The sequence below is a fragment of the Roseateles sp. P5_E1 genome (assembly GCF_054049335.1).
In genome coordinates this window covers 1-589 of the sequence record NZ_JBFUMN010000329.1, presented here as the reverse complement: position 1 = coordinate 589, position 589 = coordinate 1, and the positions used below count along the sequence as shown (strand labels likewise).

The following is a 589-nucleotide window of genomic DNA, read 5'->3' as shown; positions in this document are numbered from 1 at the left end:
CTCACAACTCGGATTCAGACGACTACCTCGCTCTGTTGGGGGCACTTGCAAGGATTCACCGCTCGGGGTGGAACGACTCGATTCGTTTGGACAGACGCGGCGTTGTCGTCCCTTGCAGGGCAACCAACTGCAACGGCAATACGCTTGAGGCACTGCTCGGGATCCGCTCAAATGGGTTTGCATTACCTGACTTTCACGGCTGGGAGATCAAGGCTCGAGGCGTAACGAACTCTGAGAAGCCAGGAAGTAGCGTTGTTACGCTGTTCACACCCGAACCGGATGGAGGAACGTACGTTTCGGATGGAATTGAGGCATTCCTGACTGCATATGGTCACGCCGCACGGACAATATCTGGTCGAACCAACTTCGGCGGCGTATACAAAGTCGGGGCCGAGATCAAATCGAACAAGAAGCTCCGGATAGACCTTCACGGATATGATCGGCAAAGCCAGAAGTACCGTCCGGACGGCGCAGTGGTGATGATCGATCACGCGGGTGATGTAGCGATGTCATGGTCATTCGCAAAATTGCTAGATCACTGGAAGTCAAAGCACGCCAAGGCCGCGTTTGTTCCCGCACAGATAATGCG

1 protein-coding gene is annotated in these 589 nt (G+C 54.7%); it reads left to right on the top strand.

Features of this window, described 5'->3' with window-relative positions:
- The coding region (locus ACXJKJ_RS31345; protein ID WP_457395542.1) for an MvaI/BcnI family restriction endonuclease at nucleotides 1-589 on the top strand (589 nt) is incomplete at both ends.